The sequence below is a fragment of the Clostridium sp. CM039 genome (assembly GCF_055081075.1).
Window position 1 is genome coordinate 3864907 of sequence record NZ_CM143649.1, and the last position, 21506, is coordinate 3886412.

Genomic DNA, 21506 nt, shown 5'->3' on the forward strand with positions numbered 1-21506 from the left:
ATAATAAGACGTCGCAGTTAAAGGCTGGTCCACATCAGATTTTCTCCTTCATTATTCATACGAAAATTTGATGTGGCACAAGCTCTTTCACTGCTTATACTAAAAGGAAGATTTGGACAATCTTACTCACTGCCTATAGGGAAAACAATCTATTATAGAATCTAAACTTTTATGTTGACAAAATCTCCCTAAAGTTATATATTTATAACATACATGTTATAAATATATAACTTTAGGGAGGTTTCTTTTATGGATCCAAAAATGAGTATTAAATCAAAGCTTGTTCTGCAATTAGGAGTAGCATTATATCAATTAATTGTTTTCTTACTGTATAAACTAAATGTAATCAATCCTGACAAGGGTGCTTCCATGTTTATTCAAGGTCTTTTTGAAATTATGATGGTGGCCATATTTTTCTATAATGAAAAAAGATTAAGTGGTATAACTGATGAATTAGGAATCAGTATATTATCTAAAGTAAATAAGATTGGTATGAATTTTTTAGTAATTTCAATTGTTATATTCAGCTACCGACTTACATCTCCAGCTTTTACAATTTATAAGGAGCTTGTTATTTCAAAGTTTGCAATAGGAGTCTGGTTAATGATAATCATATTTATATTCACTATAATAAGATTATTATCCTTTATGTATTATGATAGAAAGGGGATTTGCAAATAAGTGTCAATTCTAAATACAAACATTAAAGAGTATAGAGAGAAAGCATTAATGAAGCAAGCTGAACTTGCAAAATTAGTGGAGGTTAGACGAGAAACTATAGTGCATTTAGAAAATGGGAGATATAACCCATCCTTAAAATTAGCTATGGATATAGCCAAGGTATTCAATACGACAGTTGAAGAATTATTTAAATTTGTTGATTAATAAATATAACTTTAGATAAATAAAATGAAAAAGATAAGCAGAAGGTTTAAACCCTTCTGCTTATCTTTTTTATTTACTTACTACACTCTCGTCTTTAATAGTGACTTTACTTAAGTTTTCACGAGCTTTTAATGGTTTTGAAATAACCTTTGTAGGACACTTAGTAGAACATAGTCCACACTGTGTACATTTTTCAAAGTCTATTACAGGTAAGTTATTAACCATAACAATCGCCTTAGATGGGCAAACTCTCGCACACATTCCGCAAGCAATGCATCCAACACCGCAATTATCTTTTACTGTTTTACCCTTTGATTTTGAGTTACATTCAATAAGTACTTCTTGAGTAGCTGGAACTAATTCTATTAAATTCTTAGGGCATACTGCAATGCATGCGCCACAAGCTACACAATTATCCTTATATACTACAGCTACACCATCAATGACGTGAAGGGCATTGAACTCACAAGCTCTTACACAACTTGCAAAACCCAAACAACCATCAGCGCAAGCTTTAGGACCACCACCAGGAGCAATAACTGCTTGGCGGCAATCTTTGATTCCATCATACTCATATTTTTCTTTAGCAACCGTGCAAGTTCCTTTACATTTAACAAAGGCAACTTGTGGATTAGCGGTTTCAACGGATACGCCCATTATTTCCCCGATTTTTTCAGCGACAGAAGCTCCACCTACGCTGCATGCATTTAGGAGTGCACCGCCCTCAACTACAGCTGCAGCATAAGCATCACAACCAGCGAATCCACATGCACCACAATTTGCACTAGGCAATGCTTCTCTAACTAGTGGTATTTTAGGATCAACAGCTACGTAGAATTTCTTATTAGCATAACCAAGTACTATACCAAATACAAGGCCTATACCACCAATGCTTATTACTGGGTAAATTAAATTATTTATATCCATTTAAATACCCCCCAATTTTAAACCACTAAAGCCTAAAAATGCGATGGCCATGAGTCCGGCTGTAATTAATGAAATAGGTAGACCTCTAAAGGCTAGTGGCATATTATCATTCTCTTCCATTCTTTCTCTTAACCCTGAAAGAAGTACAATGGCAAGCATATAGCCAGCTGATGCTCCAAGGGCATTAACCATGGATTCTACTAGGTTGTATTTTTCACCTATGTTGATAACAGCCATACCAAGCACAGCACAATTAGTTGTTATTAATGGAAGAAATATTCCGAGCGCTTTATAGAGACTTGGCTGAGTTTTTTTGATAACCATCTCAACAAATTGCACGAGTGCTGCAATAACTAGCACGAATGATAGTGTTGATAAATAAGTTATGTTCAAAGGAACTAAAATCCAGTTATAGACTCCATAAGTCATGAATGAGGCTAAGAACATAACAAATACTACTGCTAGTCCCATACCTTTTGCAGTTTCGGTTTTTTTAGAAACTCCAAGAAAAGAACATACTCCAAGGAATTTAACTAATAAGAAGTTATTTACCAAAAATGCACTTATAAAAATTGAAAAAAGTCTCATTTCCATCCACCTTTCTTAAAAAAAATTATTTTTTGCAACTATGAGCACAAGACCCACATCCAGTACACGCGCCAGTCACTGGATCAATTTCATGAAAATGTGCAATTTTATCATTAACTTTATTTGTTTGATTAATTGCTTTTTGGTTTAATAGAGCCATTAAAATTCCTAGAGTAATAAAAGCTCCAGGTGCTAGAACCATAATTATAGCAGGTTGAAAAGAGGCTCCCAATAATTTAAATCCGTATATTGAACCAGCGCCTAGTAATTCCCTTATTGCACCCAGAATTGCTAAAGCTACTGTAAACCCAAGTCCCATTCCGATAGCATCAAAAATTGAAGGAAGTGCTTTGTGTTTTGAAGCATATGATTCAGCTCTTCCAAGAATTACACAGTTAACAACTATAAGTGGAATAAAAATTCCGAGTGACTTATATAGAGATGGAACAAAACCTTGCAATAAAAACTGAATTAATGTTACAAAAGCAGCTATTATTGTAATGTAAGCTGGTATACGAACCTTATCAGGTATTGCATTTCTTAATAATGATATAAAAAGATTAGAAAAAATCAACACTGCTGTAGATGCTAGTCCCATACCTATGCCGTTTTTTACACTTGTGGTAACAGCTAGGGTAGGGCACATAGCGAGAACTTGCACAAATATTGGATTTTCGGTTACAATACCATTTTTTAATCTTTCAGAAAATACGCTCATTATTTTTCAGCTCCTTTCAATGAAGAGTTGTAAAAATCAATAGCATCGCTAACACCAAGAGTTACAGCTTTTGATGTAATAGTTGCACCTGTAATAGCTTGTATTTGGTTGTCCTTTGAAGGAGCTACTTTTACAACTTCTAATTTTTCGTTTATAGGTTTATTCTTAAATTGATCTGAAAACTTAGGTTCTGGAGCATTAGCACCAAGACCAGGAGTTTCAGTGTGGGCTAAAATTTTAATCCCAGTAACTTTTCCCTCGTTTGATATTCCAACCATGATTTCTACTGGGCCAGCGTATCCTTTTGGAGCAACTTTTATAGCATAACCAGCTATTTCATTACCCTTTAGGCCAGAGTTAACCTCAGAAATCTTTTCATTGATTTTCACGTCTGTCTTTTCAAATTTATCAGCTGTGGGTAATATTGCTTTCATAGCAGCTTGCTTATCAGCAGCAATCGAATTAGCAATAGGTGCTTTTGTTATTTCATAGGCACCGCCTAGTAAGAAGCCCGCAACTCCAGTAATTAAAAGTAAAATCAAACCTAATTTAATATTTTCTTTCAATTATTTCACCTCCCCAAAAATACGTGGAGCAGTAAACTTATCAATAAATGGAACAAATAAGCTCATTATTAATATAGAGTAGGATACTCCTTCAGCATAACCACCATATAAACGTATAATTGTGGTTAAAACTCCACATCCAAGTCCAAAGATAAGTTGTCCTTTTTTAGTCATTGGCGAAGTTGAATAATCAGTTGCCATAAAGAAAGCACCAATCATTAAGCCTCCAGCACAAATTTCATATAATGCATTTCCAGTCATTAAACCATCTCTACCTAATATAGCAGTTAAAACAAATACAGTACCAATAAATACTACTGGAGTATGCCAGCTTATTATTTTCCTATATAGTAGATAGGCTCCACCGATTAGTAATGCAAGTACAGAAGTTTCACCAATGCAACCACCGACATTACCAATAAAAACGTTCATTAGACTAGGTAAATTGTCACCACCAGTTTTAAGTATTCCAAGTGCCGTAGCAGCGGAAGTACCATCAACGGTAAAATTAGTCATGTGAACTGGCCAAGAAGCAAGTAAAAATGCTCTAGCGGCTAAAGCGGGGTTCATTACATTTTGTCCAATTCCACCAAAAAATTGTTTTACAATAATTATTGCGAAAAATCCTCCAATTGCAGGAAGCCAAAGCGGAACAGCAGCGGGCAAATTAAATGCAAGTAATAAACCAGTTACCACAGCACTAAGATCTCCTATTGTAATTTTTCTATGAGTTAGTTTCTGCCATAAAGCCTCTGCCGCAATACATGATAGCACAGATACCAATGTAACTAAAAATGCTTGCATTCCAAAAAAATATATGCCGGCAAAGGTAGCAGGTAGTAATGCTATTATTACGTCTCTCATTATGCCCTGCACAGAATCATTTGATTTTATGTGTGGGGATGAAGATACTGTATACATATAAGTCACCTCTATCTATTTTTTTCGTCTATTGATATTTACTGTTTGTTTACCTTCACGGCAAGTTTGAGTTAAATGACGTTTTGCTGGGCATACATAAGAGCAACAAGCACACTCAATGCAATCCATACCATGGTATTCTTCAAATTCATCGTACTTACCTCTTAAAACTAAAGAGTTAAGTTTTGTAGGGTTTAAAAACATAGGACAAGCGTTCATGCATTTTCCACATCTTATGCAGCTAGATTCTTGTTCTAATTTAGCTTGCTGTTTTGTTAAACAAAGTATCCCCGAGGTTCCTTTAATAACGGGAGTTTTTAATGAACTTAAAGCCATTCCCATCATAGGTCCACCGGATATTACTTTAACGGGGTCTTCTTTAAATCCACCAGCAGCCTCGATAACTTCTTCTATAGAAGTTCCAAATTTTACTCTTAAATTAAGTGGTTCTTTAACTGCTTCTCCGGTTACGGTTAGTACTCGCTCCATAAGTGGTCTACCGTTTACTACAGCGTTATATATCTCAAACACAGAATCAACATTTTGAACTATGCATCCAACGTCTGCAGGGAGCTTACCAGAAGGTAATTCTCTACCAGTAATTGCATAAATTAATTGTTTTTCTGCACCTTGAGGATATTTTGTAATAAGTGGAGTAACTTGTACATTATCCATGCTTTTGCAAGCTTTTTTCATAGCTTCAATTGCATCAGGCTTATTATCTTCTATTCCAACATATCCCTTTACACCAGGGAACATTTGAAGAATAATTTTTAAGCCGAGAGCTATTTCAGTGGATTTTTCCATCATCATTCTGTAATCGCAAGTTAAATATGGTTCACACTCTGCAGCATTTATTATAATGCTGTCGATAATTTTTCCCTCTGGAGGAGTAAGCTTAATATGTGTAGGAAAACATGCCCCACCCATACCTACTATACCAGCTTCTTTAATGATAGTTACGATTTCATTTTTTGATAGCTTTTCATAATCATTGTGAGGTGTCATAGTTAGCACTTCTTCATAAGTGTTATCGTTTTCGATAATGGCAGACAATACCATTGTTCCATTACTATGTAGCCACGGCGCTACGTCTTTTACAGTTCCAGATACGCTTGAATATATTGGCGCAGATACAAAAGCTTTGGATTCACCTATTTTTTGTCCCACCAATACTTTATCACCTTTTTTTACTAAAGGTTCGCAAGGTGCACCTATATGTTGTTGCATAGGAAATACTAAGTTGCCCTTTGGAAGCAAATCTTGAATTGCTTTGTGCATACTTAAGTCTTTACTACCACTCGGGTGAATACCTTTTTTAAAAGTCAAAAGTCCCATAATAAACCTCCTTGTAGTTCTCTGAGAGGCATAACAATTATCAATTGTTACCCTCTTTAGTGGTTTATAGTAGTATAACAATAATTAACTGTTATACTACTATAAAATTATAGCTAAGATTGTAAAAAATAAAAAAGTGTAAAAGCTTAATGCAGTTACAACTAAAATCCACTATACCATATATATTATACCTTTTGTATGTATAAAAGAATACCTTTTATGAAAAAAAACTTTTATGAAAAAGTGAGATTATTCCAATAACTCCACTGGTATAAAATGTGTTCTTAAGGAATATTACAATGAAAAATATAAGATTAATATGGTATACTTAATATGGATAATAAACTATATTTACGAGAAAATATAATTGAAAAGGTAAGGTGAATATGGAGAATAATAGTTTGAATAATTTGGAGATCCAAAGTGTGAATTTAGACATTAATGAGGATATCATAAATAGTTTAAAAACAGAGATTTATAAAAGAAGCAAATTTGAATATAATTCTAATGTTGTTACTATTCCCAATTATTTTTATAGGTTTATAGGTATAAAAAATAATGAGAAAGATTACTATGAAAATTTACATAGTTTAGACAGTGAATTAAAGAAAATAGGGTCATGTTACATACGGTTTGGTGAGGGATTAGATAAAGACATTAGCATAAGACTTCAAAATGTATTAAATGACATTTGGATAAAAGTATTCAAAAGAGAAGTTCTAGATGTATCCTTAATTATAAATTTAATAAGTGATAATGGACTTTTTCCGAATTTATCTAATAAAGTTTTGCTCAGACAAATTAAAAATAATTTAAAGGGACTAATAGAGTATTATATTAAGAGCAATGAAATAATTGATAATCATAAAATTAAAGTTATTATCAATTATGTGATTCATTGGATAAATATTTATTCTAAAGAGTTATTCGAAGAGTTTGATTATATGAAAATTAATCCTAAGGTAGTCTTTTATGGAGAAATTTCAAGAGAAGAAGTTTTTTATTTAATATTATTATCAACCTTGGGTTGCGATATTTTATACTTTAATCCGAAAAACGCTGGAGCTTTTCATGAAATTGATAAATATAATGCTTTTTCAAATGAAATTGTTTATAATTGTAACTATGAAATAAAACCGTTCCCTTCTAATATTGAGGATAGAATTAAGACCACTGCATACAATGCTAAAGAAGAGCTTAATAAGACATTGTATACGGATGATTCTGGGTTTTATAGACCGTGGCAGTTTTCAGATTATAATGTAGAGGCAGTAACCCTTAATACTACATATGAGGAAATATATATTTGGATTAAGGAAAAGGCATACATAAGGGAAGGGTTTAAGGTTAAAGACTCAACTGTAGTCGTGCCCAACATGTTCTCAAAAATTTGTGGCACTCATGAAAATATTGATATTTACTGGAAGGAAATTAACGAGGTATCAACTGGGAAATTTACTAAGTTTTATAATGAACTACCTATAATGGATGTAGTACATTTGGAATATGGAAAATTTAATAAAATATACCCGAGTAATATTTTTTCAGGGTTCAATGTTTCGGAAATGCTTAATTCATCTTGGTGGAAATACAAGGAGCTCAGGTCTGGACTTCAAAAAACTATGGCAGAGAAAATTAAAGACTTATGCCTTAATCCTGTAATAATAAACGTTGAACAGGAAGATTTAAGGGATTTGCAAGTGGATATTTTCTCAGTGTTAATAAATTTAGATACAACATTACTTGAATTACTGCAAGCATATGATTACCCAGAAGAAGTTCCTAAAATTGTAGTTTATAATAATGAAGAAAATGGGAACTTATCTTTCGAAGATTGTATAATGCTTGCCTTTATGAATTCTATGGGAATAGATATAATTATATATAACCCTTCAGGGTATAACGACATAGAAAATTTTATATTTCCTGAGAAATATGACATTCATAGATTAGAAAATGTAAGTTTTAAGTTGCATTTTAAAAAACATGTTGAGAAGAAGAAAGGTTTTTTTGAAAATTTGTTTCGTAGTTAATATTTTGATAGTTGAAAAGTGAAAGCTGATTTTTATGCTATAGCACAAAAATCTTAAAAATAAGTTAGAAAAACATAGGCGCACGAGATATTAGGGGGAGAAAAACATGGAAAAAAATAATCAAATACTTAAAATCGAGGATGAAAACATTGAAGATAAGGCTATAGAGCAAAAAGCAATAAGCATAAGTCAGCAGCTTAAAGTCTCACCACAAGTGATGCAAATTGCAGCCAATATAAATATTAAAGATGCAAATGCAATATTAGAATTTGGAAATGAACCGGCTCAGCAAATATCAAAATTTGCGGATCAAATATTAAATTCTATTAAAAGCAGTAGTGTTGAAGACTCAGGTGTTATGATAAAAGAACTTACAAGTATAATGAAGAAATTTGATAAGCAAGATTTTGAGGAAAACAAAACGGGTTTTCTTGCAAAGCTATTTAGTAAACCAGGTAAGGCAATTGACAAAATGATGGGTAAGTATAAAACCATCGGAGGAGAAATAGACAAAATTTACACGGCGCTTAGTGGTTATAAGGCGGAAATAAATAGTTCTAACTTATCACTTGAAAACTTATATAATCAGAATTTTGAGTATTATGGAGAATTAGAAAAATACATTGCAGCAGGAAATATGGTTGTTGAAAAAAATGAAAATGGAGATATTCCTAGACTTGAGGCGTTAGCAGCGAGTGGTGAACAAATAAATATGATAAATTACGAGAATGCTAAAGCCACTGTTGAAATGTTAAAACAGAGAATTTATGATTTGGAAATGGCTAAGATGGTATCATTACAAACTGCCCCTCAAATTAAAATGATTCAAAGAGGAAATTATAAGTTGATATCTAAAGTTCATTCTGCTTTTATAATAACTATACCTGTATTCAAAAATGGAATAATTCAAGCTATTGCTTTAAAAAAGCAAAAGCTAGTATCAGATTCTTTAGCAGAGCTTGACAGAACTACTAATGAATTATTAATGAAAAATGCCGAAAATATAAGAAGTCAAAGTGTTGACATAGCGAAACTCGCTGGAGGAACAAGTGTAAAAATAGAAACGCTAGAGAAAACTTGGAATACTATTATGCAAGGGATAGAGGAAACAAAGAACATTGAAGATGAGAATAAAAAATTAAGAGAAGCCGGAATAGTTAAATTACATGATATGACAGAAAAACTAAAACAAAAATCTTTAAGCTAATTAATTATAATAGAGCGTTTTAAACTAAACGAAAGATTTAAAGGTGATTATATGGATCTGTTTGAATTACAAGCACAAAAGAACTTACAAAAAGAAGCACCGCTCGCTGAGAGATTAAAACCTGAAAAATTAGAAGACTATGTAGGGCAAGAGCATATTTTAAGCAAGGGAAAGCTTTTACACCGAGCTATAAAAGCGGATAAGATAACTTCGTTACTACTTTATGGCCCGTCAGGTACAGGTAAAACTAGCTTGGCTAAAGTTATTGCAAATACAACGAAATCTAATTTTGTTAGACTTAATGCTGTAACAGATGGGCTAAAAGAATTAAGAGAAGTGGTAGCTGACGCTAAGAATAATTTAGGCATGTACAATACTAAAACCATATTATTTATAGATGAAATTCATAGATTTAATAAAGCTCAACAGGATGCATTGTTACCTTTTGTAGAAAAAGGCACAATAGTTTTAATTGGAGCAACTACGGAAAACCCGTATTTTGAAGTCAATAATGCATTAATATCTAGATCTATGCTATTTAAATTAGAACCATTAAGGAAAAAACATATTGAAAAGATTATTGCACGTGCGCTTGTTGATAAAGAAGTAGGATTTGGGAACACCGATATTTGTATGGAGAGTGAAGCTATAAGTTATCTTGCAGATATGGCAAATGGCGATGCAAGACGTGCACTTAATGCTTTGGAATTATCAGTACTCACTACGGAAAGAGATGAAGATGGTAAAATAAAAATAACCCTTGCAGTTGTTCAGGAATGTCTCCAAAGAAAGCATATAAAATATGATAAGAATAGAGACGAGCATTATGATGTAATTTCTGCGTTTATTAAAAGTATGCGAGGATCGGACCCTGATGCTACAGTACATTACCTTGCTAGAATGATATACGCTGGGGAGGATCCAAAGTTTATTGCCAGGAGAATTGTAATAGCTGCATCCGAGGATGTGGGAAATGCTGATCCTATTGCGCTACTCGTAGCAAATAATGCAGCACAAGCGGTTCAGTTTATAGGCATGCCAGAAGCAAGAATTATTTTAGCACAGGCTGCAATTTATATAGCTTCAGCTCCCAAAAGTAATGCATCTTATATGGCTATAAATAATGCAATTAAAGATGTAGAAGAAAAAAATATAGGGGAAATACCTGTACATCTAAGGGATCAAAGTTATAGTGGTGCAAAGAAACTAGGACATGGAGTAGGATATTTGTACCCGCATGATTATGAGGGGAATTATGTAGCGCAGCAATATTTGCCTGATGAGCTAATTGGCAAAGTATATTATGAAGCCCTTGACAATGGATATGAGAAAAAAATTAAAGAACGCCTTAAGTCACATTCAAACAAATGAAGCAGATAACATAAACTTAAGTTTATGTTATCTGCCTCATTTGTTTGAATGCGCAAAAAAAAGTATATATTACGTATAATGCATTTAAGCGAGCTTTAGAACTTCTTGTTTTATTTTTAATTAAGATGCGTTAAGAAAAACATATGTTTGAGCGACAGCGAGTTTATGTTTTTAAGCAGATTAACTAAAAATAAAATTAGTAGTTCTTAGCGAAGTGAACGCATTAATAGTAATATATACTTGTTTATTTTTTATTTGAAAATATTTTTTTTATAATAGTTAAAATATCTACTATATATACTAAATATTTTTCAAAATATTCTGTTGTACCAATGGCAGAGGCAGTTGTTTTAACTACTACTTCAGTAACATCTTTTATGTTGTCTGTTACCTCATATAAGTTTTTAAATGTTTTTGGTAAAACAGACAATATTTCATCTATATTATCTTCATTTTTTTCGATAATTGAGTTTACACTTGATATAGTTTTAATAAGTTTTAATAACCCTATTATAAGTATAATTAAAATGACTACACCAAGAAAAAGCAATAAGCCTTGTCCTAATTTAAAAAAGTTTATATACATTAATAACACCACTATTCTATAAAATTTTGATTATTTTTTAGTTTCATTTTCAACTATAACAGGTTGTCCTACAACGGTATCTAAATCTTCATTGTCAGTTATAGTCATATCATCTTTTGTTTCAGAAATTACTTTTGAAGTCTTTTTTTCATTTAAATATTGAGAAACTTTAAATTTAGCATCTGTTACACTATCTTTGGCATCTGAGACTTTACTGTTAAGAGATTCTTTAAGGTCAGCACTTTTTTGTTTAATTTTAATTTTAGCATCTGTTACACTATCTTTAGCATCAGAGACTTTATTATTAATAGTTCTCGTAAGCTCTTTTGATGAACGAGCAATATCTTCTCTAGTTTCTTTTCCGGATTTTGGCGAAAAAAGTAAACCACCTAATAAACCACTAAGACTTCCAGCTGCGGTACCAATAAGTATTTTTTTTGCAGCTTTAATTCTTAATTTTCTTTCTTTTTCTTTTTTTGTTTTTTATACCAATTTGAAAATATCATAAATGTTTCCCCCTCTAAATATAAAAACATTATATGGTTGTATATTATACAATATGTAGACTTTTGTCAATACATATAGGAAATGTAAAAAAATATACTGACAAGTACAAATTAAAACAAAAAGATTAGGACTTAGTTTTACACTAGGTCCTAATCTTTTTTGTTTTCATATGATTAATTAGAGCTTACAACCATTTGTGCAATATTATTTGAATGGTCTCCAACTCTTTCAAGATTGGTTAATAGTTCTAGATACACAGAGCTACCAGCAGGAGTGCATTCAAGGCGACTTAACCTAGATATATGCTCCTTTTTAAGCTGTCTTTCCATGGTATCTATCTTTTTTTCTACGTTCATTGCTTTGCGAGCAGATTCTAAGTCGGAATTTTCTAAAGCGGCTATTGCGTTATCAACACAGTATTTTACAGTTTCAAACATATATGTAACATCAGATAGTGATTTTTCTGAAAAAATGAGTTTATTAACCATTCTGCTTTTAGCAAGCTCACCTAAGTTGTCAGCATGATCTCCAATTCTCTCTATATCATTTACAACATTGTAAAGAGAAGTAATAATTTCAGATTGATGTTCAGATAGAGATGTATTTGAAAGCGACACCATATAACTAGTTATTTCTCTCTCAAGATAGTTAATTGTAACCTCATGATCAATAACTGAGTTCATCATTTTTTCATCACAATTAAGGAAAGATTGCATCGCATTAGAAAGATTTACCGAGGCTAATTGACCCATTCTAGTAACTTCCTTAATAAGTTGTCCAACTGCGATAGAAGGAGTTTCCAGTAGTCTTCGATCTAAGTATTCGAGTACTAGAGCAGATGATTTTTCATCCTCACCAGGTACTAATTTATTAACAATTTTAACTAAAGCATTTATAAACCAAACTTGTATAAACACATTTGATACATTAAATAATGTGTGAGCATTTGCAATTTGTCTTTGAACATCTCCACCAAACATCGGAACAATTTTTAATACTAACTTGAAAGCTACCATAAATATTAATGTGCCTGTAAAGTTAAAAATCAAATGTAACAGTGCAGCTCTTTTAGCATTTTTAGTTGTGCCTATACTTGCAAGTAGTGCAGTAGCACAGGTTCCAATATTATCCCCGAAAAGTATCGGAAGTGCAACAGCAAGCGTTATACTACTATTTGAAGCAAGTGCCATTAATATTCCAATAGTAGCACTACTACTTTGAATTGTTGCTGTCATACAAAGACCAACAATAACTCCCATGAACGGGTGCTTTCCTAAAACTAAAATAAGATTCTTGAAGCTATCTAGTTCACTTAAAGGACTCATAGCAGTTTCCATCATTGACATACCAACAAATAATATACCGAAACCCAAAACAATCTCGCCAATGTCTTTAGTTTTCTTATTCTTGCAAAATAAAACTAAAGCAGCACCTATTGCAAGAACAAAGGGTGCGACATCTGTAAGTTTAAAGGCTATAAGTTGAGCAGTCATTGTAGTACCAACATTTGCTCCCATAATAACCCCAGCAGCTTGGAATAAATTCATAAGCCCTGCATTTACAAAACCTATAGTCATTACTGTAGTAGCACTACTGCTTTGAATAATTGCAGTGACACCTGCACCAACGAGTACAGCGAAAAACCTATTGCTAGTTAGAACCTCTAGCATTTTTTTTAGCTTTTCGCCAGCAGCCTTCTGGAGACCATCGCCCATTAGCTTCATTCCGTATACAAATAGTCCTAAACCACCTAAAAGTTGAAAAATCATTTTATAATCCATATTTTAATAACACTCCTCTAAATAGAATATTCCGATGAAATTTTATCACAACAATGTTAAGTTAGTGTTAAGTTTCGATAATTTATGTTAATTTTAAAAAAAAAATGTACATTATTTCAACAAATATTGCGAAATATTAAAGAAAGGTCTATAAGATTCTTCTTTTTGTTAAAATTTCAATTAGTATTAATGCAAAAGCTCCTCCAATGAGCGCAGTTATAAGCTGAGGTGACCCCATAGTAATAACTAGTTTATTAACTATTTTTGGAGGCATATTTAGATTGAATAAGGGAATAAGTTTTGATGCGGAAATTGATAGAAATATGTATTTTATAAAAGCCCCAGTTATAACTCCTAAATGTTCACCATATTTTCCACGTTTATTTAAAATTACAAAACTAAGAACAAATATTATGTTACCAATGATTATAAAGGGGAGGAAGGGTCCTAAAACGCTGGCAAGTTGTCCAGTTAACCAGGCGAGTAGCGGAGTTAAAGAAGCTACTAATACTCCGTAACCACCTCCACAAATTGCAGCTGTAAGTATAAGGATAGCATTAACAGCTGGTCCAACAAAAAATTGGCTTATTCCAGGTAAAGTCTTTCCTACTACTTGAAAAACTATAGCTAGAGCAAGAAAAAGACTTGCTTTTACCAGGTTAGTAACATTTCTATTTTTCATTTTATTCACTCCTAAATAGTTTTTTAAATACTAATTATACCATAATAATAGACAAATGCTGATATTATATGGTATCAGCAATAAGTGCATACTAATAGAAGCAGTGGAGAATATCATATTTGGTAAATAATAACAAAGAACAGTGAGAAAATATTAATGCTGTAACATTTGTTACCGACTTTCAATCTGTGCGCAACTATAATAAAGGTAGTTCAACAATAAAGGACAGATTACTTATGTTGATGTTAATTATTCAAAATACTAAATTTTTATATGGAAGATAATTAGTGCATTCAAATAAATACCAAGTTAATATGAGGCTATTTATTTGAAAGCGGCATTATAAAATTATTATCTATCCAAAAAACAGGAGGAATTTACAATGAGTATGTTTTGTTATCAATGTCAAGAAACTTCAAAGGGCACAGGATGCACATCACGAGGAGTTTGTGGTAAAACAGAGGATTTAGCTAATATGCAGGATTTATTAATATATGTTTTAAAAGGAATATCAATTTATAGCACAAGAGCAAGGGAACTAGGGGTTGAAAATCAAGAAGTAAATAAATTTGTAGTAAATGGATTATTCATGACTATAACAAATGCAAATTTTGATAAAGTTAGATTTATAGAAACAATAACAAAAGCATTAGAATTACGTGAAATAATTAAGGCAGAACTCGTAAATGCTGGTGGAGTAATAGATGGTAAAATACCAGAATGTGCAATATGGACAGGTACTTCTGAAGAATTTGAGAGCAAATCTATGAATGTAGGAGTTCTTAAAACTGAAAATGAAGATGTAAGATCTTTAAGAGAACTTGTAACTTACGGTATCAAAGGAATGGCAGCTTATGCTGATCATGCATATAACTTAGGGTATGAAAACAATGACCTGCATGCATTTATGCAAAAAGGACTTGCACAAACTACTAATGATAACTTATCTGTTGATGAATTAGTTGCATTGGTACTTGAGTGTGGTAAATATGGAGTAGATGCTATGGCACTACTTGATGGAGCTAATACAACTACCTACGGAAATCCAGAAATTACAAAGGTTAATATAGGAACCCGTAATAACCCAGGAATATTAATTAGTGGACATGATTTAAAGGATATGGAAGAATTGTTAAAACAAACAGAAGGTACAGGAGTAGATGTATATACTCATAGTGAAATGTTACCAGCAAACTACTATCCAGCTTTTAAAAAATATGATCAACTTGTAGGTAACTACGGAAATGCGTGGTGGAAACAAAATTCAGAGTTTGAAAGCTTTAATGGACCAATACTAATGACAACAAACTGTATTACTCCTCCAAAGGATTCTTATAAAGAGCGAGTTTATACTACTGGAGCATCTGGATTTCCTTCCATGAACCATATAGCTGATAGGAAAGATGGAACTGCAAAAGATTTTTCAGCTATAATTGAGCATGCAAAAAAATGTAGTGCACCAATTGAAATTGAAAGAGGAGAAATAGTTGGAGGATTTGCTCACAATCAAGTAATAGCATTAGCTGATAAAGTTGTAGAAGCTGTTAAAACAGGAGCAATTAAAAGATTCTTTGTAATGGCTGGTTGTGATGGAAGAATGAAAGGCCGCGAATACTATACTGATTTTGCAAAAGAATTACCAACAGATACAGTTATTTTAACTGCGGGTTGTGCAAAATACAGATACAATAAATTAGAACTTGGAGATATTGGTGGAATTCCTAGAGTCCTAGATGCAGGACAATGTAATGATTCATATTCATTAGTTGTTATTGCAATGAAGCTACAAGAAGTATTTGGACTCGATGATATCAATGAATTACCAATAACATATAATATTGCATGGTATGAGCAAAAAGCTGTAATAGTGTTATTAGCATTACTTCACCTAGGCGTTAAAAATATTCACTTAGGACCAACATTACCAGCATTTTTATCCCCAAATGTTGTCAATGTATTAGTAGAGAACTTTGGAATAGCTGGAATTTCTAGCGTAGAAGAAGATATAAAAATGTTTATGGCTTAAGAAGTTGAACAAGCATCCTAAAAAGGGTGCTTGTACTTATTTAATGACATTTCAGAAGGAAAGTCTCCAATTTCTATAAGTGGGAGTATATGTGCAGCGATCCAGGAGATGATTTAATTACATTGCATAATAAGTTTACATTAATTTAATAGTTAAAAGCAAAATAATAATGATTAATCTTTAAATTAAGTGAAATTCGACAATTTAAGTGGCTATATTTAAATTCTCGAGAATATATTTTAAAAAACCCTTGAATAATTCCAAAATGTATTTTAAACTATAGAAGAGGTAATTTTAACATGAATATTGATTATAAGGTATTAAAATCTCTTAGTAGTAATGTTGTTGTTTCAGAGAAAGACGATAATGTCTATGTTCTTTTTGGTAAAGGAATAGGATTTGGTAAAAAACCTGGTGAACTTATAGCTAAAGGGAGTGCCATAGACCAGAAATTTATTAAAATAGATGATAGTGAAAAAGCTAACTATGTGGAAATCATTCAAAATGTAGAAGGTAAAATATTGGCAGTAGCAGAAGAAATAATTTCTTTTGCGGAAGATAGGTTACAAGAAAAATTAAATTCACATATACATGTTGGTCTAAGCGACCATATTAGTTTTGCAATTAAAAGAATGGAACTTGGAATTAATATAGTTAATCCATTTCTAAATGAAATACAAACATTATACCCTAATGAATATAGCATAGCAGAAAAAGGAACAAAATTTATCAAAGAAAAATTAAATGTGGCTTTGCCAGAAAGTGAAATCGGTTTTATTACTCTTCATATATATTCTGCAAGAGTTAACGAGGAAGTGTCTCAAAGCCTTAAGTATACTAGAATCGTTAAAGAAGTAATGGAATATATCCAAGAGTTACTTGGAATAAAAACTAGTGAAAAATCAATGGAATATGGGAGATTAGTTTCTCATTTAAGGTATGCTTTAGATAGAATAGATAATGATAAGGTTCTAAAAAATGTAATGCTGGGATCTGTTAAAGCTCAGATGAGCGAAGACTTTGAAATTTCTAAGAAAGTATGTGAATTTATATCAGAAAAACTTTCAAAAGAAGTTTGTGAAGATGAAGCTTCATATATTTGTATGCATGTACATAGATTAAAGCAATCAAATTAAAAAACAAAGTTTATAATGTTAGGTGTGTTACTGATTAGATCAGGCATGAGCCATATAAAATGCTAATGAGCATCTTATTAGTTTATGTCTTTTTTTAGAACGTTTTAAAAAGAATGTATAAAGATACTAAAGTAGATAAAGCTACTTTAGTGGATTTTAAAATGTATTTGAAATTCGAAAGATTGCATAAACTAATGTTTATATAATTATTTAAGATTTAAAGTGAAATCTCATAATAAAGAAATTTTAGGTGGATAATAATTAATAATTGAATCTACCTTAGAGAAAGGCGAGGATGATAAAAATGTTTAGTTTTTTAAAAAAGAGCAAAGAAGGAAAGAGTATGATTTTAAAATCTCCAGTTGTGGGAAGATGTTTTGACATATCAGAAATACCTGATGAAGTTTTTTCATCTAAAATGTTAGGTAATGGGATAGGATTTGAATCTACAGAAGGAGTATTATATTCACCAGTTGATGGTGAAATTCTTCAAGTATTCCCTACAAAACATGCCTTAATTTTAAAGAGCAAAGAAGGTATAGAGATACTACTTCACATAGGTATTGATACTGTAGAGATGAAGGGTGAGGGCTTCGAAGCTTTTGCGCAAAAGGGACAACAAGTTAAGGCTGGAGATAAATTATTAACTTTTAATAATGAATTAATAAAAGCTAAAGCTAAAACTAATTTAAGTGTTCTAGTTCTTACAGATAATGAAATAATGGAATCTGTAGAATTTAAGTTAGGGACTGTAGATAAAAATGATGAAGTTATAACAATAAAAATAAAAAAATAGGGAGCGTATATTATGATGGAAAAAAAAGCAATAGTTAAAAGTGAAAGTGGAATACATGCAAGGCCGGCATTATCAGTAGTTAAAGAGGCTTCTAAGTTTAAATCAGAAGTTCTTATAGTAAAAGAGGGCAATGAGTATAATGCAAAAAGTATAGTAGCTATAATGTGTATGGCAGCTGTTAAAGATGATGAAATAACAATAAAAACTACTGGTGATGATGAAGAAGCCGCTGCGGTAGCTATGGTAAAACTTATAGAAGAAGGACTTGGAAAATAGGGGGAATAAGCTATGTTAAAGGCAATAGGTGCATCTCTTGGAATAGCTATAGGCAAAGCATTAGTTATTAGAGAAGAAGTCTTAGAGATAAAGGAAAGCAAGGTAATAGATTCAGAGGTTGAGCTAGCTAGGTTTAATGATGCCTTGCAAGAAGCAATTACTGAACTTGAAAAAATAGTTAAAAATGTAAAAGAAAAGCTAGGCAGTGAGAAGTCAGAAATATTCGAAGCACATTTATGTATGCTTGAGGATCCAGAATTCATAGGATCTATTCAAAAGAAAATAGCAAGCGATAAATTCAATGCTGAATACTCACTACAAACTGTAGCAGCACAAACAGCAGCTATTTTTGAAAATATGGATAATGAATATATGACTGAGAGAGCAGCAGACATTAGAGATGTAAGCAAAAGAGTGTTAAATGTGCTAATGGGTATAAAAGTAGCTTCTATTTCAGAAATTAAAGAAGAGTGTATAATAATAGCAAAGGATCTTACTCCGTCAGATACAGCACAAATTGATAAAGCTAAAGTTTTGGCATTTGTAACTGAAATAGGTGGGAAAACTGCACATACCTCAATTATTGCACGTTCTTTAGAGTTACCAGCAGTAGTAGGTGCAGGTAATGGCATAAGTGAAATTAAAGATGGCGATTTAATTATTGTAGATGGAGAAGAAGGTATAGTTATAATTAATCCTGATGAAGCGACTTTAAACGATTATAAAGAACGCCGAAAAGAATTCATTGAATCTAAACATCAGCTACTTAAATATGCCACTATGAAATCTACTACAATAGATGGCAAAACAGTTGAATTAGCTGCAAATATAGGATCATCGGAAGATTTAGAATCTGTTTTGAAAAATGGTGCAGAAGCTATAGGATTATTTAGAACAGAGTTTTTATATATGTCAAAAGATGCACTTCCAACTGAGGAAGAACAATTTAAGGAATACAAGTCAGTTATTGAAAAAATGGATGGAAAACCTGTTATTATAAGAACCTTAGATATTGGTGGAGACAAGAAATTGAATTACTTACCTATGGACGAGGAAATGAATCCATTTTTAGGATATAGAGCTATAAGACTTTGCCTTGATAGAACAGACGTATTTACAACTCAATTAAGAGCTTTAGTAAGGGCATCTGCATATGGCAAGCTTAAAATCATGTTTCCTATGATATGCAATCTTCAAGAACTTAGAATGGCTAAAAAAATACTCGCGCAGTGTAAAAATGAACTTAAGTCAGAGGGCGTAGTATTTGATGAGAATATTGAAGTGGGTATTATGATAGAAATACCATCAGCTGCAATAATGTCAGATGTATTAGCTAAAGAAGTAGACTTCTTTAGTATAGGTACTAATGATTTAATTCAATATACATTGGCAGTTGATAGAATGAATGAGAAAATATCATATTTATATGATTTTTATCATCCAGCTGTTTTAAGACTTATTAAAATCGTAATAGATAATGGTCACAAGGCAGGAATAAAGGTAAACATGTGTGGTGAAATGGCAGGGGATACAAATCTTATTCCTGTACTACTTGGATTTGGATTAGATGAATTCAGTATGAGTGCCTCTTCAATATTAAGAGCACGTAAAACTGTTACAAATTCTAGCTATGAAGAATGCATAAAGCTATCAGAACCAGTATTATCATTTGGAGATTCAGATGAAATAAAGGAATATATAAAAGCTAATATTAAGGCATAAGGCCTATATTAGTAAATAAGGCTTATACTAACGTATAAGTAATAAAATCAATCGTTTCACTAAAGCAATCTATTCTTAATAAAGGATAGGTTGCTTTTTTGCACTAAAATTCTATATAATATATTTATGTGAAAAATATTTTAAGGATGCCTTCATAAATGTCCATTATGTAAAGGATGAGATTAGATGATTAAATTAAAAGAGAAACTTATATTTCATATAGATGTTAATTCAGCGTTTCTTTCTTGGAGTGCTACGGATAAACTTAGAAAAGGCTCGGATATTGATTTAAGAGATATAGCCTCGGTAATAGGCGGAGACGCGGAGTCTAGAAGAGGAGTAGTACTCGCAAAATCTATGATAGCTAAAAAAAGTGGAATAATAACAGGAGAGAGTTTATTTACTGCAAGAAAGAAGTGTAAAAACATGATAGTTATATCACCTGACTTTAGGTTATATGAAAGATGTAGTAGAAGTATGAGAGAAATTTTTGGAGACTATACACCTTATGTGGAGAAATTTTCTATAGATGAATGTTTTCTAGATATGACAAGTTATAATACCTCAAAAGAAGCAGCACTCAAGATAGCTTGGGATATTAAGGACAGAATAAAAAATGAACTTGGATTTACAGTAAATGTGGGCATATCAAATGTTAAGCTTCTAGCTAAGATGGCATCTGATTTTGAGAAACCTGATAAAGTGCATACGCTTTATGAAAATGAAATAGAAAAGAAACTGTGGAATCTTCCAGTTGGTGAGCTTTTCATGGTTGGAAAGAGAACCGTTCCTAGGCTTAATAATTTAAACATATTTACTATAGGAGATTTAGCTCAGTATGATGTTGGATTTTTGAAATACCACTTTAAAAGTAGTGGACTTATGATGTGGAAATATGCCAATGGTATAGATAATAGAGAGGTAAAGTCAAATAAACATGAGCTAAAAGGAATAAGCAATTCGACTACATTATCAGAAGATGTTAAAAGTAAAGATGAAGCCTATAAAATATTATTAGCATTAGTAGAGCACACAGCTTCTAGATTAAGAAATATAAAAAAATGCTGTTACTGTATTTGCATAACTATAAGGAATCATGAATTTGTTGATTATTCGCGTAGCACGACTTTAAAAAGTGCTACAGATTCAACGCAGGAAATACTAAAAACAGTAAAAAAACTTTTTGATGAATTATGGAAGGGAGATCCAATAAGACTACTAGGAGTTTCTCTTAATAATCTAAGTGAGGATAATTTCAAACAAATATCAATTTTTGATATTGGTAATGATTCTGATGAAAAGAAAAGGGCAATAGACAAAACTATAGACAGTATTAGACGCAAATATGGTGAAACTTCAGTTATGAAATCAGTATTTCTAAAAAATAAATAGTTTATTAAGTCGCAAAGAGAACAAACATATATTATACACTGTTGTTCT

Annotated in this window: 21 protein-coding genes; 11 read left to right on the forward strand and 10 right to left on the reverse strand. The window is 31.9% G+C overall.

Going from position 1 to position 21506, the window contains the following annotated elements:
• The first annotated feature begins 249 nt into the window (after positions 1 to 249).
• Complete coding sequence (locus ACWJJ2_RS18160; RefSeq protein ID WP_216301990.1) at positions 250 to 681, forward strand: hypothetical protein; 432 nt, start codon at positions 250 to 252, stop codon at positions 679 to 681.
• Complete coding sequence (locus ACWJJ2_RS18165) at positions 682 to 885, forward strand: helix-turn-helix transcriptional regulator (RefSeq protein ID WP_216277559.1); 204 nt, start codon at positions 682 to 684, stop codon at positions 883 to 885.
• A 69-nt stretch (positions 886 to 954) separates the two neighbouring features.
• Here the strand turns inward: ACWJJ2_RS18165 and ACWJJ2_RS18170 are convergent, their stop codons facing one another.
• The 6 genes from ACWJJ2_RS18170 to rsxC are packed head-to-tail and all read right to left on the reverse strand — an operon-like array spanning position 955 to position 5943.
• On the reverse strand, positions 955 to 1806 hold the full coding sequence (locus ACWJJ2_RS18170; protein ID WP_216302046.1) for an RnfABCDGE type electron transport complex subunit B: 852 nt from the start codon (positions 1804 to 1806) through the stop codon (positions 955 to 957).
• A 6-nt stretch (positions 1807 to 1812) separates the two neighbouring features.
• A complete protein-coding gene (rsxA, locus tag ACWJJ2_RS18175) occupies positions 1813 to 2400 on the reverse strand; it encodes an electron transport complex subunit RsxA (RefSeq protein ID WP_216301991.1) in 588 nt (195 codons plus the stop codon).
• A 25-nt stretch (positions 2401 to 2425) separates the two neighbouring features.
• On the reverse strand, positions 2426 to 3118 hold the full coding sequence (locus tag ACWJJ2_RS18180; protein WP_216301992.1) for an RnfABCDGE type electron transport complex subunit E: 693 nt from the start codon (positions 3116 to 3118) through the stop codon (positions 2426 to 2428).
• Entirely contained in the window at positions 3118 to 3684 is a 567-nt protein-coding gene (locus ACWJJ2_RS18185; RefSeq protein ID WP_165411699.1) for an RnfABCDGE type electron transport complex subunit G, read from the reverse strand. Before ACWJJ2_RS18185 ends, ACWJJ2_RS18180 begins: the two co-directional genes overlap by 1 nt.
• Entirely contained in the window at positions 3685 to 4605 is a 921-nt protein-coding gene (locus ACWJJ2_RS18190) for an RnfABCDGE type electron transport complex subunit D (protein WP_216301993.1), read from the reverse strand.
• A gap of 15 nt (positions 4606 to 4620) precedes the next feature.
• Entirely contained in the window at positions 4621 to 5943 is a 1323-nt protein-coding gene (gene rsxC, locus ACWJJ2_RS18195) for an electron transport complex subunit RsxC (protein WP_216301994.1), read from the reverse strand.
• 401 nt (positions 5944 to 6344) lie between these two features.
• Here rsxC and ACWJJ2_RS18200 point away from each other — a divergent pair, with 401 nt between their 5' ends.
• The 3 genes from ACWJJ2_RS18200 (at position 6345) to ACWJJ2_RS18210 (ending at position 10554) form a co-directional block, all read left to right on the forward strand.
• Positions 6345 to 7976 (forward strand): YceG family protein, encoded by a 1632-nt coding sequence (locus ACWJJ2_RS18200; RefSeq protein ID WP_216301995.1) that lies wholly within the window; start codon positions 6345 to 6347, stop codon positions 7974 to 7976.
• Between the two features lie 106 nt (positions 7977 to 8082).
• On the forward strand, positions 8083 to 9183 hold the full coding sequence (locus tag ACWJJ2_RS18205; RefSeq protein WP_216301996.1) for a toxic anion resistance protein: 1101 nt from the start codon (positions 8083 to 8085) through the stop codon (positions 9181 to 9183).
• A 51-nt stretch (positions 9184 to 9234) separates the two neighbouring features.
• Positions 9235 to 10554: a replication-associated recombination protein A gene (locus tag ACWJJ2_RS18210; RefSeq protein WP_216301997.1), complete on the forward strand. Its 1320-nt coding sequence runs from the start codon at positions 9235 to 9237 to the stop codon at positions 10552 to 10554.
• Between the two features lie 244 nt (positions 10555 to 10798).
• Here ACWJJ2_RS18210 and ACWJJ2_RS18215 read toward each other — a convergent pair whose 3' ends face one another.
• The 4 genes from ACWJJ2_RS18215 to ACWJJ2_RS18230 form a co-directional block, all read right to left on the reverse strand.
• Complete coding sequence (locus ACWJJ2_RS18215) at positions 10799 to 11140, reverse strand: hypothetical protein (RefSeq protein WP_216301998.1); 342 nt, start codon at positions 11138 to 11140, stop codon at positions 10799 to 10801.
• A 30-nt stretch (positions 11141 to 11170) separates the two neighbouring features.
• Positions 11171 to 11590, reverse strand: a complete 420-nt coding sequence (locus ACWJJ2_RS18220; protein WP_462954361.1) for a YtxH domain-containing protein — start codon at positions 11588 to 11590, stop codon at positions 11171 to 11173.
• A 230-nt stretch (positions 11591 to 11820) separates the two neighbouring features.
• Positions 11821 to 13428: a Na/Pi cotransporter family protein gene (locus ACWJJ2_RS18225; RefSeq protein WP_216302000.1), complete on the reverse strand. Its 1608-nt coding sequence runs from the start codon at positions 13426 to 13428 to the stop codon at positions 11821 to 11823.
• 148 nt (positions 13429 to 13576) lie between these two features.
• The gene (locus ACWJJ2_RS18230) at positions 13577 to 14110 is read right to left on the reverse strand and encodes an ECF transporter S component (RefSeq protein ID WP_216302001.1); all 534 of its coding nucleotides are present in this window, start codon (positions 14108 to 14110) and stop codon (positions 13577 to 13579) included.
• Between the two features lie 382 nt (positions 14111 to 14492).
• Between ACWJJ2_RS18230 and hcp the strand changes: the two genes are divergently transcribed.
• From hcp to ACWJJ2_RS18260, 6 genes are all read left to right on the forward strand, one after another.
• A complete protein-coding gene (hcp, locus tag ACWJJ2_RS18235) occupies positions 14493 to 16136 on the forward strand; it encodes a hydroxylamine reductase (protein WP_216302002.1) in 1644 nt (547 codons plus the stop codon).
• A 299-nt stretch (positions 16137 to 16435) separates the two neighbouring features.
• Complete coding sequence (locus ACWJJ2_RS18240) at positions 16436 to 17272, forward strand: PRD domain-containing protein (protein WP_216302003.1); 837 nt, start codon at positions 16436 to 16438, stop codon at positions 17270 to 17272.
• 304 nt (positions 17273 to 17576) lie between these two features.
• A complete protein-coding gene (locus tag ACWJJ2_RS18245; protein WP_165411712.1) occupies positions 17577 to 18068 on the forward strand; it encodes a PTS sugar transporter subunit IIA in 492 nt (163 codons plus the stop codon).
• A 12-nt stretch (positions 18069 to 18080) separates the two neighbouring features.
• On the forward strand, positions 18081 to 18344 hold the full coding sequence (locus tag ACWJJ2_RS18250) for an HPr family phosphocarrier protein (RefSeq protein ID WP_216302004.1): 264 nt from the start codon (positions 18081 to 18083) through the stop codon (positions 18342 to 18344).
• A 12-nt stretch (positions 18345 to 18356) separates the two neighbouring features.
• Positions 18357 to 20066: a phosphoenolpyruvate--protein phosphotransferase gene (ptsP, locus tag ACWJJ2_RS18255; protein WP_216302005.1), complete on the forward strand. Its 1710-nt coding sequence runs from the start codon at positions 18357 to 18359 to the stop codon at positions 20064 to 20066.
• A 186-nt stretch (positions 20067 to 20252) separates the two neighbouring features.
• Positions 20253 to 21458: a DNA polymerase Y family protein gene (locus tag ACWJJ2_RS18260; RefSeq protein ID WP_216302006.1), complete on the forward strand. Its 1206-nt coding sequence runs from the start codon at positions 20253 to 20255 to the stop codon at positions 21456 to 21458.
• Positions 21459 to 21506: the final 48 nt, after the last annotated feature.